Raw genomic sequence first — 14,583 nt, forward strand, 5'->3', positions numbered from 1 at the left:
TATTCGACCGTCTGTTTCAGGTGGCTGAGATAGCCAAGTTCACTCCAGTCGAACTGAAGGAATACGAGGACAGCCTCAAGACCTATCGCGACCTCAAGAACTCGCTTGACACGGCGGAGGAGAAAGGTCGCGTGGAAGGTGCAGCAAAAGCAAAAATTTCCATTGCACGCAACCTCAAGTCGATGGGCATGTCGATTTCCGACATCTCAAAGGTCACAGGCTTGCAGGAAGAGGAAATTAAGGCGTTGTGAATTTATTGTAATTAGCCAATTTTTGGAATATCTCATCGTTTACCATTAAATATATAGATAATTATGAAAAGATTTATAGTATTGTTGACCATTTGCTGCTTGTCATTTGCTACAGTCAATGCAGATGATGACGTGAAGGTAGTGATTTCAACGAGCAAAAGTACAAACTATGTTCTTTATCCTGCTATAACAGGTGTTTTTCTGAGGCTTGACACAAGAGACGGAACAATCCAAGCCATTGTTCCTTCAAACCCTAAGAAAAACCGAGTGCTTAATGCAGAACCTCTTGCACTTGACAAAAAACCGGGCCGTTTTGAAATGTATCCGACAGACAGCAGTTGGGTCTGGGTGCTGTTTGACTCTGAGACGGGCAATATGTGGAATGTCAATTGGAGAGCAAAAAGCGATGTATTGTCAAAAATTCCAGTCACAGAGGCAGCTTATTGAGGTCATAAAGATAAAGGAGGCATATAATCAACTGACGTGAACTCAATACATAAAAGATAAACAAATGATATTATGAAGACAATCAAATTATTTTTTCTACATTGCTTGTCGTTATCATTTCTGCTATCGGAATGGTATAATGCAATGACGATGATGAACTCAAAGACAAGGTGATTGAAGTTACTATGTCGGTTTCTGAGAACACAGACATCATGTATTTGTTATTTGAATGGACTGGCTTTTCCCGTAGAGAAAAAAAAATGGTAAGTTTTTTCATAACATTTTAAATTTAAAGGAATGTATAAAGTTATATTTTTCTTAATATCGATAACTCTCATATGTCTTTCATGTAACAATGAAGGCTATAAGGAGACAGACAGGTACATGGAGATAGACAATCAAGATTTGAAAAGGGAACTGGCTTTTTATGTTGACTCCTTGGATTCCATTCATAAAGGCGAGGACTATGTCATAAGAGTATATTGTCGGGATATCAGCAACATTCTGAAGCGATATACAATATCCGATGAGATTGATTATGATTCGTGGAATAGATGTCCATATAATTTTAAAAGCAAAGTTCATGGTAAGGACATCTTGTTTGTGATGTGGACGGCGAATCCGAGACAATCGCTGGCTATGAGCCCCGTTTTCAAATTAGATGACAAAAGCTTTGGCAAGGAGGTAAAGAAATACTTTCCAAAAATATACAAGAAATATGGCTTGAAAGATTCTCGTTATCCTCAGATAATATACGAGCCAGACTTGATATATCTTACTTTCTTAGGTAATAAGCTCATTGGAAAATATGTAAGTAGAGGACTGCCTGGAGACCATGTTCCCGTCAACATTAATAAAAAAATAATATATATGTGACATCAATCAATAGTCTGTTAAGTTTTTGTGGTTTGCGGCGTAATAGACATTTGGTAGGCCGAAAAGCTCCAAATGTCCTTTATTTAACCCGTTGGTTGAATTAAATTCGAGCGAATTTGACTTGCCCGGTAGGCCTATAGAAATGCACTCCCAATAAATTTAAATGTATTTGGAGGTTGGAATTATCGCACACCTAGAGGACACAGGATAGTTACTGGACCGACTATCATTGGTTTCATCACTGGTGCATGGGGAAGATATAACCATGAATTCAGAATTAAATAACAAGCCAATAAGTTTCTATGAAAAAAATATCGTATTTTTTTTATTGTCTTCGTATTGATTGTAGGATGCGTCAAAGGACAGAATAAAGAAAATCTCAATAATCTTCGTGATAGTTTAGAAAAAATGGTCCTTGAGGGGACTCTGCGAGAGGGTCAGGTACCTGTCCCCTGACCCTCATGTCTGCGCATTGGCTTGTAATGCACAGACCATGAGCACTAAGAATAACACCTCACGTCTTTTCACTCTTATTCTTTTTATGTAACGGATAAGAGGGAAAAGTATTGCAAATGTTATGGCATAAATGACAAGTTTCATCCAATTCTGAATGTCACCACTCAACATCCACACTGCTATGCATATAATCAAACAGATAAATGCAAAGAGCACGAAATTTATTATAGTTCCCCAATGTTTCATAAATGTCATTTCTAATATTACTAACCTATGTCTTCCTATCTCATCTCCATATCCTGCAATTAAAATTTATGCCTAATGAACGGACGAACTCTGCCACTTGATTTGATAGTCATATAGTTGTGGTAATCCATCAGATAAGGTAACTGTAGATTTCACATAAAAGACCATTTGCTGCTCGTCAAGCAAGTAGCCTATCTGCGTTTTAATCTCGTCAGATTCTATGCTTAATAGCAAGTTGTACGGTTCGAAACCAAAGAAACCAGTAGAGAAGAGCGGCATGAGGTCAAATAAGATGACTCTGGGGTCGCTGCCTGGCATTGTGCCAACCAATTCAGAATAGCAATAGTTCCATATCATCGTCTTCTTTTGCTGTGGAATGGTGCAGGTTCGTCTCGTGATGTTCCCGTCCTGCCATTCCAGCGTGTATAGTTCCGTGTACCAAGGCGTTTCATTTATTTTGTCCTGATAAATATAATTGAAGTTGTCGTTCCTTATCCTGTATTGAGGTACGTGTGAGGATGGTCAGGGGTCACAGTGATTTCGTCATTGTTGGAACAGGCAGCCAGCAGTGACATTGCGAAGATAATGACAAGAGAATATTTCATCGTTCCTTTTTTAATTAAAAACGCGTGTTGCACAACATTTATTATTTCAAAGGTCATTTGTAGACACTTCATTTTAGACTTTTTATAACCACCACATTTCTTATGTCTTCGGTACTCCTTCACGCTTTCAAGTTGTGCCGATGCAGTAATTGGAAATACAAGAGCTAGTAGGAAGGTGATGATGGTTTTCTTCATATCTTGGCTATTCCTTGTTATAGCTCAAATCTGTACCCAACGGTCAACTGAACGACCCTGTTGTGAATCTTGACTGCATCAATTTTTGTAGCGTTCGTCAGGCCGAGGTTATAGCGGGCATCTATCCGTATGGCACCTATCGTGTACGACAGGCCAATAGGGATGCTGAGGTCAAAGGTCTTGAACCAGGTGTCATCGCTCGATGTCACAGTCCAGTTGCCATGTTCATCAAGCATTTCCTCATGGATGTGCTTCTTCAGTGCAAAGCCTGGCTGTAAGCCCAAGTGAAAGGCAAAGTCGGGAGTGATGTAGAAGTTTGCCGTCAAGGGGATATTAAGGTAATGCAGCGTGGATGAAGAGTTATGGAATTGTGAATTGTCTTTCATCTTCGTTCCCTGGTTGGAATAAAGGAGTCCACCCGACAGGCTGAACCTTTCGCGCAGCTGATACTCTAATTCTGCACCAGCCACAAGCCCAGCCTTGCTGGTGTATTCCATTTTCTCCCCGTCAATGCCGACATAGATGTCCGGATCTGTCAACTTGGCGATGTTGATACCAACTTTTGGCGTCAGTGTCCAACTACCTACTTCTCGTTGTGCATTGCCAATCAACGGCATTGCAAGCATTGCTAATATGATAACGTTTCTCTTCATTATATTTTATTTTAAGTTATATCCATAAATATAAACGGAAACCCTGCTGCTTTTATTATACTGCAAGGTATGCTTTTATAAGATAATTATCATCCAATACAGAAGCAATGATTCCGATGTCGTTGGAAAAGTGGAACTTAACACCTATGCATGGCGAAACAAAGAGGCTGAATCCTTGCTTTTCCTTTGAGATGGAATATTTCTCGTTGGTCCCGACATTTTTAGCGTTGAACATCGCGTCACCGATGATTCCTTATTTGATATTTAATAAAGACTCTATCTTCAAAAGCAACTCTTCTGTACGTTTGAAAAAAGGAAAAACATCCTCTTCCGACCATTCAAAACAATCGTCATAATCACCTGATTGACGCATATTTTGAAGTATGGAGATTGTTCTTCCTTCATCTCTCGAAAGAATTCCAGTCTTTACAAAGTGCTCGTTAATCTTTGCAATCACACCTGCATGCGTTTTTGCAAACAAGCCTTTGTCAACAAGCAAAGCATTAGAAATATAGAAGAGAGTGTAATAGATTGATTTTTTGTCTTCTTTATTTAATGGCATATCTCAATAGCTTCTCGTTCAACAAATTCATGTAATGATGTAAACCTGCGATTATCCCATTCAGTTTTTGTATATACAATGGGATTTATTTCTTCGCCAATGCTATATCCTAATTCCATCAAAGGGCATGCATAATCATTAATGTCCTGCACAGTTCTTTTGTTCTTGTTCAGGATAATAAGGATGTCCCAGTCTGAATCAGGACGGGCATCACCTCTTGCGCGCGAACCAAAAAGAAGGATTCGAGCGTCCAAAGGCATAATATCCCTAACAGTATCTTCAATATGTTCTAAGACATCTTTATTCATCGCATTAATGATTTATCGCCGCAAAATTACAAAGAAAAATTGAAAAAACAAAGAAAAAGGGAGAAAACTTAAGTCTTGCTCCCTTTTAAGGGTCAAGGGGACAGGCATTCGAACAGGCTCACAGTTATTAACCCGTCCAACTTTGTGGGTTCACTTCAGTACCTGTCCCCATGACTCTATCAGAACTTTGACAGATTAATGGGAGCTGGTGTAAAAGATGGCACGATTTCGGTAACAGAAAACATAATTGAAACTGATAAAACATTTGACTTATGAAGCGGATTAATACATCATTTGACGAAATGTTGGCAAACACCTCTCCTGCCATACAGCAGGAGGTGGCAATGGAATTTGCCGTTTCAAACCGAATTTATGAGTTGATGACACAACGCGGTTTGACCAAACTACAGTTTGCTCAGGCTCTTGGCAAGAAACCGAGTGAAGTGACAAAAGTGATTATATTCAAGATGGGAACTGAAGCATTATAGCCAATTTTTGGAGGAACAATCCAAGCCATTGTTCCTTCAAACCCTAAGAAAAACCGAGTGGCTCAGTGGCTGAACCTTTCAACAATCTGCCTCACGAAGTTAAGCTCACGCCGTTCGAGCAGGTAGCGGCTTATGCCGTTGTATCGGTTGGTGACACGATTAGTGCCTTCGAGGCGTTTGTGGAGCTGAACGGCTGTCATGTCCTGCCTGTAAACGCCCTTCTCCCGCAGCACAATTACCACGGCAGTCACTCGATACCAGTTTATCTGTCCGCGCTGGTGGGAGTAGCGGGTGAGGTAGAACAGTGGCGCGAGCTGCTCGTGACTGAGTATGGCTTCCCATATCTCGCGCACATGGGGATTGGTGGCATACTCCCGGATGCGCTCCACATAGTCGAGCACTTCCGTAAGCGGATGCTTCTCTACGGCAGGCGCAATGAAGAGCCTTCCCTCGCGTGCTGCACGCAGGAGGGCGTCGGCGTCGAAGTCCTCAGGACGGACTTCCCTTAGTTGTTGTTTCCTTGTGTCCATAACGTTTTTGGGTTATGAACAGGGAAACTCCGGAGCTTGACCACGGTGGCTTTTTATTGTCGCGACTGCCACCACGGCACCCTGTTCGGGTTAAACATTGATGCAAAGTTAATGGCCTTTCCGTCTATTGCAATGCGTTTTTCTGAAGAGGTACTCAGTAGGGTAGCGACATTGTACGGAGGTATGCCATCGGGTACGAGTTTAGGTACTCAAAAAAAATCTTATCGAAAATTTTGGTAATTTAAAGAAAATGATTATTTTTGCAGCCCCATACTTGACATGGCAACTAAAACAACATAATAATATGGAAAATAACAAAAAATCAGATATCCTAACGATCTTGGAAAACATCGACAAGATGCTGCAATGCTGCACCACTATGGTAAACAGCATTGCTGGCAACATGCAGATGTTGGCAATAGCCGTGGAAGCCCAGTCGCTGGCTTCAAAGCTAAAACTCGCAGCCGAAAGATGGAGGTATAAACTTCCGTTCAAGGAGGCTTGCGACGTTGACTTCAAGTTATGGGAGGAAAAAATTATTGCTTGGTTTGATGTGTTTTTAAATCACGATAGCGGCGAGGAAGCTGACGGGATAGAATTTTTCAAGCCAAATGCAGACCATTTCATTGACCAGTACTTCCATGAATGTCAAATGACGAACACGGATGACGAAGGATATCCCTTCTATATGATTGACGATGCTGAAGAATATAATGATTTGATATGGAAATATAATAGTGACATCGAGGACGAAGAGAACGACTGGAAAAACTTCATCGATAATGCCGCCTTCGACGAAATTGCGAAAAAAATAAATTTAAGCGTTGAGGACTACTCGATATTTAATGATAAAACTCGCCCTTATGAATGGACTCTGACATACGCCTTGAGGCTACTGTTCGCGGCCTTGTATAAGGCAAACAAGGCACTGCTCTGCCCCGAGGAAGCTGCATACAAGAGCCTCTACGAACGCCTGTCGGTCGAACATTTCGTAATATACATAAACGAAGCGAAAGCCTCGTTCCAAGGCTGGCTGAGCAAGGCACCAAAGAAAAGGCAACTGAAAATGCTGAAGGAAAAGCTGGAGAAGGAAAAGGCAAAGTTCTTCAGCGGAAAGTGGAAAGAGGCGCTTGAGATCTATTTCGACATCGACAAAGTGCTGGAGGGTACGGATGCGGGCAAGTTCATCTTCAAGTACAGGAAGGACCTGACACTTGAAGAGGTGGGGCAAATCGTGGGACAGTACCACAAGATAGCTTGCATACTTGAGGAAATATCACGCTTGGAAAACAAAGCGGAAGTAAAGCCTGTGGCAAAAATCGCTGAGACTCCACAGGAAACCAAGATAATGGAGCTGTCGCCCATCTTCGCCAGGGGGATTAGGGAGAGCGCAACGGCAACCAACCAGATTGTGGAGGCCATACGCGAGATCGCCGTCACAACAAGCACACCTGACAGGAAACTGTCGGGAGGCAAGACATGGGGGCACGTGAAGGAAGCACTTTGCTGGATGGGAGTCATCGACTGCAACTGCCTTGGGACCGAGTTCGGCAGAGCCATCGAGGCCATCTGTCCAGACAAGAAACACACCAACGTGGAACAGGCGCTGAAGAGATACAACTCAAGGAAGAAAACCACAACGGACGAAAACATCGTGACGGACATTGCGAAGAAGCTGAAAGCCGTAGCAAAAACCTTAACTGAAAACGCATAGTTACCCCGGTTACCTCGGTTACCCCGGTTACCCGCTATGTTTCCGTATAGGGGGATAGTGGATTAATAATATATAATATTATTAATCCACTATATATATACGACCCCAAAAAAACACAAACACGTGGGGTAACCGCGGTAACCGGGGTAACCAGGTAACCCTATCAAAATCCAGCCCCTCGCGAGGCGAAAAATTTTCTCTCCCGAGGCAGCAAAACCACAGCCACCGGTTACCGCGGTTACCCCGGTTACCCCACGTGTTCTTATTTCTGCACAATGCCCCATTCCTAAAATCCGGGACAACCTTGACCGCCACCACGGGACAACTATTGCTGAAACAAGAAAAAAGCAGTAACTTTGCAGCGTGAGAATTGTTACTACTTATTGTTTCATCTATTTAACCTTTTACGACTATGAGCATCAAAGTGAAAGCAGTCGAGCGCAACGTGTCGTTCGACAAATCGAAAGAGAAGTGGGCTTACGTCATGCAGACCGAACTCTACAGCAAGCTCACCCAGAGCAAAGTGATTCAGGAGGCTGCCATGCGCAGCGGCATCTCCAAAGGCTCCATCAACGCCGCATGGGACGCCATCGGTGACGTCATCAAGGCATGGGCCACCGAGGGACACTCCGTAGCCATTCCGGGACTCGGCTCCATGCGCTTCGGACTTCGCGCCACCTCCGTCAGCGACGTCAACATGGTGGGTGCCAACCTCATCACCTCCCGCCGAGTGATCTTCACCCCCAACACCGACATCAAGGACGAACTCGCCCGCACCTCGGTGAACATCACCTGCTACGACCGCAATGGCGACGTGGTGAAGCGAGTGACCTCCAGCGACGACGGCAACGTGGAGGACCCTGAGGGCAGCGGAACCGACAACACCGAGACCGGCGGCGGCGGTGACGACCTCGGCCAGTAACGAGAAGGGCGGGTGTCTTACCCGCCCACTAACCTAAACATGTTTTACTTTTAAAAAATTTTACTACTATGAGTACCGAAACGAAAAAGAACACCTGGAAGCTGATTATTCAGCTCATCGTGTCGATAGCCACGGCTATTGCTACCACTCTTGGCGTTACAAGCTGCATGGGAGCCAACGTCTATTTCTAACAGAGTGCCCTTGGCGCACTATCCCTGAAAGGGTCGCCCCTTTCAGGGATTTGACTATAACTCCTACATCTCCACCTGCGACACCACCTCTCCATCGAAGAGGTTGACGATGCGGTCGGCATAGTTGGCGTCGTGCTGCGAGTGGGTCACCATGATTATTGTTGTGCCCTCGCGATGCAGTTCGGCAAGCAGGTCCATCACCTCACGTCCATTGCGTGAGTCGAGGTTGCCGGTAGGCTCGTCGGCAAGGATAATCTTCGGCGAGGGGATTACGGCTCGCGCTATTGCCACACGTTGCTGCTGACCGCCCGAGAGTTGGCATGGGAAATGCTTTGAGCGGTGGGCAATGCCTACGCGCTCCATTATCTCCTGCACACGTCGGCGACGCTCACTGCGCGAGATACCCATATAGAGCAGTGGCAACTCGATATTTTCCACGACATTCAGTTCCTCGATGAGGTTGAAACTCTGAAACACGAAACCAATCGTTCCCTTGCGCAGTTCGGTGCGCTCGTTTTCCTGCATACGGCTCACATCGGTGCCGTTGAGTAGGTATGTGCCCTCCGTAGGATTGTCGATAAGTCCGAGGATGTTGAGCAGCGTTGACTTGCCGCATCCCGAAGGACCCATAATAGCCACAAACTCACCTTCTTTCACTTCGAGGCTCACGTTCTGTAAAGCCCAGGTCTCCACATCGTCTGTGCGGAAGACTTTCTTGATGTTGTCTAATTTGATCATATCTTTATTATTTTATTCCTTAACTATTTCATTTGCCGGATTCACCTTCATCGCACTGCGAATATGCCTGAAGACGATGACGAATGTCACTGCCACCACTATCAAGATGCCGAGCAGGAGGGAGACAATCGCGCTTTGTTGAGGATCATCCAACGAACCTCCGAATGAACCTCCGAATATATCTGCAAACATGAAAGCGGCAGGTATGTTTATCACCGAAGCCAAGGCTATGGCAATGACATACGTCTTGCCGAAGATGAGGGCGATGTTGCGGGTCTTTGCTCCGTTTATCTTGCGTATCGCCATCTCCTTGCGTCGCCCACGGGTGTCGAGAGCCACCGAACTGTATATGCCCATGGCACAGACAATCAGACTCACTATCGAGAGTATTATGGTAACGGTGTCCGTACAATCCGTTACGAATGCATCAATGCACATGGTGTCACGCATATTTCGTACAATACTCTTACGCAAGGCGGGATAGATCTTGTTGACCAATGCGTTTGTTTCTGCCTTCAGTTCGTCGTATTTCCCCTTCTTCGGCACCATGATATAGTCGCAGTCTTGCATTGCTTCCTTGTCGATGACTACAGCAATGTTGTCAGAACTGTTGTAGGGGAGGAAACTGAATGTACCAACCACAGGATAGTCGGTTCCCATTTTCAGCATACCGTTGTGTATAATGCCTAATTCCTTGTATAACCTATACGTGCTCTCGGCCAGCAATACGCATCTGTTTCGGTCGGCATTTCCTGGCAACCATTTCACGTCGAGATTCATGAATTTCACAAACGACATGTCACCTACTACATACGATTGTAAGTGAGTCGTGCTCACTTTCCCTTTCAGGTCCTCCCTTTCATTCAGTTCGTCTACATACAGCCAAATTGATTTCATGGGAATCAGTTTGTCGATGCTCGGCAACTTACTGAGACCATCCCTGAATTCCATGCTGTTGAACTCTTCAAACGGGATGCACAACATACATTGCTTATAGAAGCTGTCGTTGTCAGGAACATTGAATTGCTTATATGTTATCTTTGTCAGCTGATAAATCTGGATTGTGGTGCATACGAAGAAGATGCTCACAAACAACTGTATGGTGAGCATGGCATTGCGCATAAAATGGGTGCGACTGCGACGCAACGATGCGGCAAGTCCACCTTCCGACTTGCATATACGCCTGATGGTGAGCCAAATAATGAGTGAGCTGATGACAAATAAAATGGCTACGATGATCAATGCGGAAATATATATCGAGGATGTATCGATAAAGTTGTATCCTATGATTTGCAAAAGTGTAGATTTGTAGAAGCCTTCAAGCCATACGCCAAACAATATCGACATAAGCATCGAAAGCAGCAAGACAATCGTCACCTCAGTGGAAAGAGTGAGGAATATCTGACTGCGCCTTGCCCCGTTGACTATACGCAGGGAAATCTCGCGCCGGCGCATCCACAGCAGTTGCATCTGCATACGCAGGAAACCGATGACGGCAGCGAGCAAAATCAGAGAGCCAACCACATACACGCCGCTTTTGATGGATATATATGCGCTCTCCGTATCATCTCTCCAAAATATGGGTACTCCCACTTCGAATGAGTAGTTGTGTGGTTTCAACACTCGTTCTATCTCTTTCTTTAGTTGCTCCACGGTACGTCCTTCGCGCAGTACAACATACATGCGGTAGCAATAATAAATTCCCGTCTCAGGCATTCCTGTATATTGGGTGGAAACATGCAGGGGACCGGCACTATAATAAATGTCCCTTGACTCAATGAGGTGTTCAATCAGGGAGACATCCTCAAAGACATCACAGATGGTGAGTACTGGTTTTTTTGACCACGTCTCATCGTCGTTCTTAATCTTTATTCCCACGGGATTGATGTCGCCGAAGAGCTGCTTTGCCATACGTCTGCCTATGACAGCCTCACCGGGTTTCAACACCTTTATCTTCTCTCCAGTGATTGCCGAACGGACGCCGAAGACGTTCATATAGTTGTCGTCTGTGGCAACAAGCGCAATGTCCTGTTTGGCTATGAGTTTGTCTCCGAGATAAAACTCCGGCATGGCGTCTGTCTGCAAACCGTTTGGAAACGTCACTTTTTCTGCTGAGGGCAATGCTCCCGCTGCCTTCATCTCGCGCATTATTTCGAACGAGATGTTGTTGCGCCAATTGTTTTCGCCTGACTGTTCCTTGTCAATAATTGCCACCTCATACAGTCGGTCGTAATAAGGCTCGTTTATCACGGCTGGTCTTTTGAACTCGTGAAACACGGTATGCACGATGGCGAGGGTCAATATGCCGATGGCTATCGACAGTATGCTCACCACGGTCTGCAACTTGTACTTCATCAAGTTGCGCAATGCTACTAATAAATTGTGTCTAATCATATTTTTAACTATTTCGTTTTGGGGAAGTCTTCCCATCATTTAACATATACTTCGTTTTCCCCATTCAACTTGTCGTAATCCCCGATGATCACTCGGTCGCCAGCCTTCAATCCTGACAGGATCTCTATCTGCTGCGGATTCTGACGTCCCGTCTCTATCTCCGTCTTCACGGCACGACTACCGTCGGCATCGAGCTTGTATATCCACAGACCTCCGGTGATGGAGAGGAAGTCGCCTCGCGGAATGACGAGAGTGCGCTCCTTGCTGCCAAGTTCTATCTGCACACGATAACTCTTGCCGATGCGGATATTCTCAGGCATCTCGCCCGTGAAGACGAGGGAGCAGTCGAACTTCTTCTCCTTCACCTCGGGCACCACCTGCGATATGCGCATGGGATAAGTCTTCTCCTGGTAACGTACACTCGCAGGCAGTCCGTTGGCTATGCGGTCGATGTAAAATTCATTCAGCGATGCCTTTATCTTGAACTGCTTCATTATCTTTATCTCGCCCACCTTCGTTCCTGCGCCCACTTGTTGCCCAAGAGTGACGGCAAGGAAACTCAGTTGACCTGCCACTGGTGCCCTCACCACGAGATTTCTTGTGCGAGCGGCGGAGCGTGCCCTTTTCTTGTCGCTTGCCTCACGATTGGCGGCAGCCATCTCGCGCATCAGTCGGGCGGAGACGGAGTCGTGTCCGAGACTCTCCAACTGAAGCAATGCCTTCTTCTTCTGATACTCATAATTCTTCTCGGCAACATCCAGTTCTGCCTTGCTCCTTATGCCCATGCGATACTCCTCGCGACTCTGTTTCAGTGAGTTCTCGATGCTCGTCAACTGATAGTTGGCATCGAGAGCCTGCTGTCGAAGCACTATCGACTTCTGTTGCATCTCAATCTCCTGTTCGCGGTATCTCCTTTGACTGTCCTCCCAAGCGTCGTTCTCATCCTCGATGGAGTGGAGCAGTTCGGGATTGCCCAATATGAGTATTGTGTCGCCCTCGTTGAGCATCGCCCCGTCTTCTGCCACTATGCGCTCCACGAATCCGCTTTCCATCGTGTTCACCTGTATGGTCATTATCGGTTGGACAATTCCCTCCACGTCGAGATATTCAGTGAAATCCCTCATTTCCGCCGAAGCCAGCACCTCCTTGGTGTCGGATAATTTCACCTTATGAGGCTCAAGGCTTATTATAGTGGCATATATCACCAATGCCGCCAACGTGGTGCCTCCTGCGATGTGGTACAAGTACCGCCTGTACCAAGGCTTTTTCTTTATTCTGATATCCATAATTCCGTATTGTTTTCAAAGTCATATCCAGTGATGCTGCGCAGTGTGTGATACAGTGTCCAGTATGTCTGCTGCGCTGAGATGCAGTTGCGGCGGGCCGCGTTCTTCTCGCTGACGGCGGCATTGAGGTCGAGGATGGAGTTGCGCCCCATCACGTAGAGCCTTTGCGCCACAGCATGTCGCTGGGTGGCTCGCTGGTCGGTGAGGCGCGACATCTTCACTCTTCGCACCTGCATGTTGAATTGCGCCACTATGCGCGCCACGTTCTGTCGGAAGTCGCTCATACCCTGTTCCACCTGGGTGTTCGTCAGTGCGAGTTGCGACTTAGCCACTCTTATTCGTCCTTTCCCCCGTCCCCAGTCGATGATGGGCAGTGAGAGTGTGATGTTGGCATACTCCTGCTGCATTGGCGAGCGATAGGAGTCAGAGATGTTAGGTCCTGTCTGCGAGAGTCCGAACTGCATGTATATGTCAGCCCTTAATCCCGCATTTGCCCTTGCCACGGCGAGGTTGCTCTTGCTCTCCTGCATAATTCTGTTGTAGTATTCTGGGTCAGGACTCTTTTCCATTGCCTTGCTCATTGCGATGTCTATCGGCACCTCAAACTGCGGCACGGAGTCGGGCAGGGTGAGCGCAATATCCATGTCGTTATCTATTCCGAGGAAGGAGCGCATGGCGAGGGTTTCTTCCCTCAGTGCGATGTCAGCGTCCATCACGTTTGTCTCCTCGTTCAGTCGGGTTATTTCGAGTTGAAGCATCTCGTTTTCGGTGATTGTGCCGATGGCATATCGTCCCTGAGCCATACGGTAGAGAGTGTCGGCAGCTGCATAGTTCTGCATTGCCATTTCAAGTTCCATCTGTGCCGAGGCGAGGGTGAAAAAACGGCGGCAGGTATTGGCAGCTACGAGTTCGATAGCCTCGGCATACCGTTTTCTTGCCTCGCGGAATCTCACCGGCTCTATGCGCTTGTCCCATTTCAGTGAGTTATATCCGAAGAGACTTTGCTCATATCCCACGACAAGCGGTTCGGCACTATACTCCGTGGTGTTCATCTCTCCCTCATGCAGTCGCGATAATCCGCTCTTCAGAAACAGGCTGCCTCCAGTCATTGGTATGTTCTGTGTTATCTTCAATGTAAGGTCGTTGCCTTGCTGGTTTTGTTTCAGGAAGAGAGCCGTACCGTCGGCTTGCGTGATTTTGTTGACCACCTTGTTTATATAATTCGAGGATGAGAGAGTGACAGATGGCAGATAGTTGGCAAGGTGATAGCGATAGTTCCACTTTGCCGCAAGATACGCGTTACGCGCACTCTGCACAGATGGCGATTGCCTTTGCGCAAGCTCCACGGCATCGCGCAAGGTGAGTCGCAATGTGTCCTTCCCCGTTGCCACTTGCCTTTCTGTTGCTCCGTATATGGTTGTCATCACCATAAGGAGCACTCCCGATACTACTATATGTTTCTTTATCTTCATACCAATGCCTAAGCAACATCCGTGCCAAACTGATAATTGTCTAGTAATCAGTACATTAATGCATCTTGGGCGATTTCTGCGGCGTGCGAATCCGCACGATGAGTGTGCGAAATCGCACGTTCTGTCAGCCTATAATAATGAGCTAATAACACGCAAGTAATTGATGTCAGGATGCCTATTGTCACAAGTGTTCCATGCCTGTTGTCACGATTGTTCCGGTCCAATACCTATGAAAAGACATTAGTACTA

The 14,583-nt window shown here is 46.0% G+C and carries 17 protein-coding genes and 1 pseudogene; 7 read left to right on the top strand and 11 right to left on the bottom strand.

What is annotated here, in order from left to right; all coding sequences use genetic code 11:
- From CIK98_RS18220 to CIK98_RS11325, 3 genes and pseudogenes are all read left to right on the top strand, one after another.
- Window positions 1-251, top strand: a pseudogene (locus CIK98_RS18220) (hypothetical protein); the annotation flags it as partial.
- A gap of 63 nt (window positions 252-314) precedes the next feature.
- Window positions 315-698: a hypothetical protein gene (locus tag CIK98_RS11320; protein WP_141210520.1), complete on the top strand. Its 384-nt coding sequence runs from the start codon at window positions 315-317 to the stop codon at window positions 696-698.
- A gap of 384 nt (window positions 699-1,082) precedes the next feature.
- Complete coding sequence (locus tag CIK98_RS11325) at window positions 1,083-1,574, top strand: hypothetical protein (protein WP_141210521.1); 492 nt, start codon at window positions 1,083-1,085, stop codon at window positions 1,572-1,574.
- 774 nt (window positions 1,575-2,348) lie between these two features.
- On the opposite strand, the gene CIK98_RS11330 is transcribed toward CIK98_RS11325, so the two are convergent.
- From CIK98_RS11330 to CIK98_RS11355, 6 genes are all read right to left on the bottom strand, one after another.
- Window positions 2,349-2,633: a hypothetical protein gene (locus CIK98_RS11330; RefSeq protein WP_141210522.1), complete on the bottom strand. Its 285-nt coding sequence runs from the start codon at window positions 2,631-2,633 to the stop codon at window positions 2,349-2,351.
- A 134-nt stretch (window positions 2,634-2,767) separates the two neighbouring features.
- A complete protein-coding gene (locus CIK98_RS11335) occupies window positions 2,768-3,076 on the bottom strand; it encodes a hypothetical protein (protein ID WP_094384341.1) in 309 nt (102 codons plus the stop codon).
- Window positions 3,077-3,093: 17 nt separating this feature from the next.
- Entirely contained in the window at window positions 3,094-3,729 is a 636-nt protein-coding gene (locus tag CIK98_RS11340) for a porin family protein (RefSeq protein WP_253249713.1), read from the bottom strand.
- A 55-nt stretch (window positions 3,730-3,784) separates the two neighbouring features.
- On the bottom strand, window positions 3,785-3,964 hold the full coding sequence (locus CIK98_RS11345; protein ID WP_094384342.1) for a hypothetical protein: 180 nt from the start codon (window positions 3,962-3,964) through the stop codon (window positions 3,785-3,787).
- 18 nt (window positions 3,965-3,982) lie between these two features.
- A complete protein-coding gene (locus tag CIK98_RS11350; protein WP_094384343.1) occupies window positions 3,983-4,291 on the bottom strand; it encodes a HEPN domain-containing protein in 309 nt (102 codons plus the stop codon).
- Window positions 4,282-4,599, bottom strand: coding sequence for a nucleotidyltransferase domain-containing protein (locus CIK98_RS11355; protein ID WP_094382249.1), 318 nt, complete (start codon window positions 4,597-4,599; stop codon window positions 4,282-4,284). The genes CIK98_RS11350 and CIK98_RS11355 overlap by 10 nt, the downstream gene beginning before the upstream one ends.
- A 272-nt stretch (window positions 4,600-4,871) precedes the next feature.
- Here CIK98_RS11355 and CIK98_RS11360 point away from each other — a divergent pair, with 272 nt between their 5' ends.
- Window positions 4,872-5,087 (top strand): hypothetical protein, encoded by a 216-nt coding sequence (locus CIK98_RS11360; protein WP_094384344.1) that lies wholly within the window; start codon window positions 4,872-4,874, stop codon window positions 5,085-5,087.
- Window positions 5,088-5,149: 62 nt separating this feature from the next.
- Here CIK98_RS11360 and CIK98_RS11365 read toward each other — a convergent pair whose 3' ends face one another.
- Entirely contained in the window at window positions 5,150-5,617 is a 468-nt protein-coding gene (locus CIK98_RS11365) for a hypothetical protein (protein WP_094384345.1), read from the bottom strand.
- Between the two features lie 304 nt (window positions 5,618-5,921).
- Between CIK98_RS11365 and CIK98_RS11370 the strand changes: the two genes are divergently transcribed.
- From CIK98_RS11370 to CIK98_RS18225, 3 genes are all read left to right on the top strand, one after another.
- A complete protein-coding gene (locus tag CIK98_RS11370) occupies window positions 5,922-7,331 on the top strand; it encodes a hypothetical protein (RefSeq protein WP_094384346.1) in 1,410 nt (469 codons plus the stop codon).
- A 412-nt stretch (window positions 7,332-7,743) separates the two neighbouring features.
- Window positions 7,744-8,253 carry an HU family DNA-binding protein gene (locus tag CIK98_RS11375; RefSeq protein ID WP_094384347.1) on the top strand — a complete coding sequence of 170 codons (510 nt, stop codon included), beginning with the start codon at window positions 7,744-7,746 and terminating at the stop codon, window positions 8,251-8,253.
- 68 nt (window positions 8,254-8,321) lie between these two features.
- The gene (locus CIK98_RS18225; RefSeq protein WP_172409918.1) at window positions 8,322-8,444 is read left to right on the top strand and encodes a smalltalk protein; all 123 of its coding nucleotides are present in this window, start codon (window positions 8,322-8,324) and stop codon (window positions 8,442-8,444) included.
- A 63-nt stretch (window positions 8,445-8,507) separates the two neighbouring features.
- Here the strand turns inward: CIK98_RS18225 and CIK98_RS11380 are convergent, their stop codons facing one another.
- From CIK98_RS11380 to CIK98_RS11395, 4 genes are read right to left on the bottom strand one after another with little or no spacing between them, the layout of a single operon-like run.
- Window positions 8,508-9,182 (bottom strand): ABC transporter ATP-binding protein, encoded by a 675-nt coding sequence (locus tag CIK98_RS11380; RefSeq protein WP_094384348.1) that lies wholly within the window; start codon window positions 9,180-9,182, stop codon window positions 8,508-8,510.
- 12 nt (window positions 9,183-9,194) lie between these two features.
- Window positions 9,195-11,576, bottom strand: a complete 2,382-nt coding sequence (locus CIK98_RS11385; protein WP_172409919.1) for an FtsX-like permease family protein — start codon at window positions 11,574-11,576, stop codon at window positions 9,195-9,197.
- Window positions 11,577-11,611: 35 nt separating this feature from the next.
- Complete coding sequence (locus tag CIK98_RS11390) at window positions 11,612-12,862, bottom strand: efflux RND transporter periplasmic adaptor subunit (RefSeq protein ID WP_094384350.1); 1,251 nt, start codon at window positions 12,860-12,862, stop codon at window positions 11,612-11,614.
- A complete protein-coding gene (locus CIK98_RS11395; protein WP_371683267.1) occupies window positions 12,847-14,292 on the bottom strand; it encodes a TolC family protein in 1,446 nt (481 codons plus the stop codon). Before CIK98_RS11395 ends, CIK98_RS11390 begins: the two co-directional genes overlap by 16 nt.
- Window positions 14,293-14,583 lie beyond the last annotated feature (291 nt).

This window comes from Prevotella sp. P2-180 (assembly GCF_002251435.1).
Lineage (GTDB): Bacteria > Bacteroidota > Bacteroidia > Bacteroidales > Bacteroidaceae > Prevotella.